Below are 407 nucleotides of genomic sequence, written 5' to 3'. Positions count from 1 at the left end.
GTCCATTTGTTTTCTTCCGCCATACGACGTGCTTCTTCAGCAACGCGACGTGCTTCTTCTTCGAGTTTACGACGCGCTTCTTCTTCAGCTTTACGCTTGAGCTCTGCAGCTTCCTGCTCACGGCGGGCTTTTTCAGCCTGGGCGTTTTTAGTCATATCGTCTTGTTGATTGCTCACTTTGTCTTTTTCCGCAGCTTCACGTTTCGCTTGTTCAGCAGCTTCACGCTTAGCTTGTTCTGCGGCCTCACGTTCAGCTTTTTGTTGCGCCTCGCGTTTAGCCGATTCTTCTGCCTCACGACGGGCTTGCTCTTCCGCTTCACGCTGCGCTTGCTCTTCCGCTGCAAGTCGTTCAGCCTCTTGCGGATCGCGTTTCACAAAGGTGCGTTTCTTGCGGACTTCGATTTGTAC

General features: G+C 52.3%; 1 pseudogene. It reads right to left on the bottom strand.

The annotated features are described in order from the left end of the window. Nucleotides 1-407 (bottom strand): annotated as a pseudogene (locus EVJ20_RS15090) (hypothetical protein); the annotation flags it as partial.

It is taken from the genome of Exiguobacterium sp. SH0S1 (assembly GCF_004337165.1).
In the GTDB taxonomy this organism is placed as follows: Bacteria; Bacillota; Bacilli; order Exiguobacteriales; family Exiguobacteriaceae; genus Exiguobacterium; species Exiguobacterium aurantiacum_A.
The sequence above is the reverse complement of the archived record's forward strand: the minus strand, read 5'-3'. Positions and strand labels throughout refer to the sequence as shown.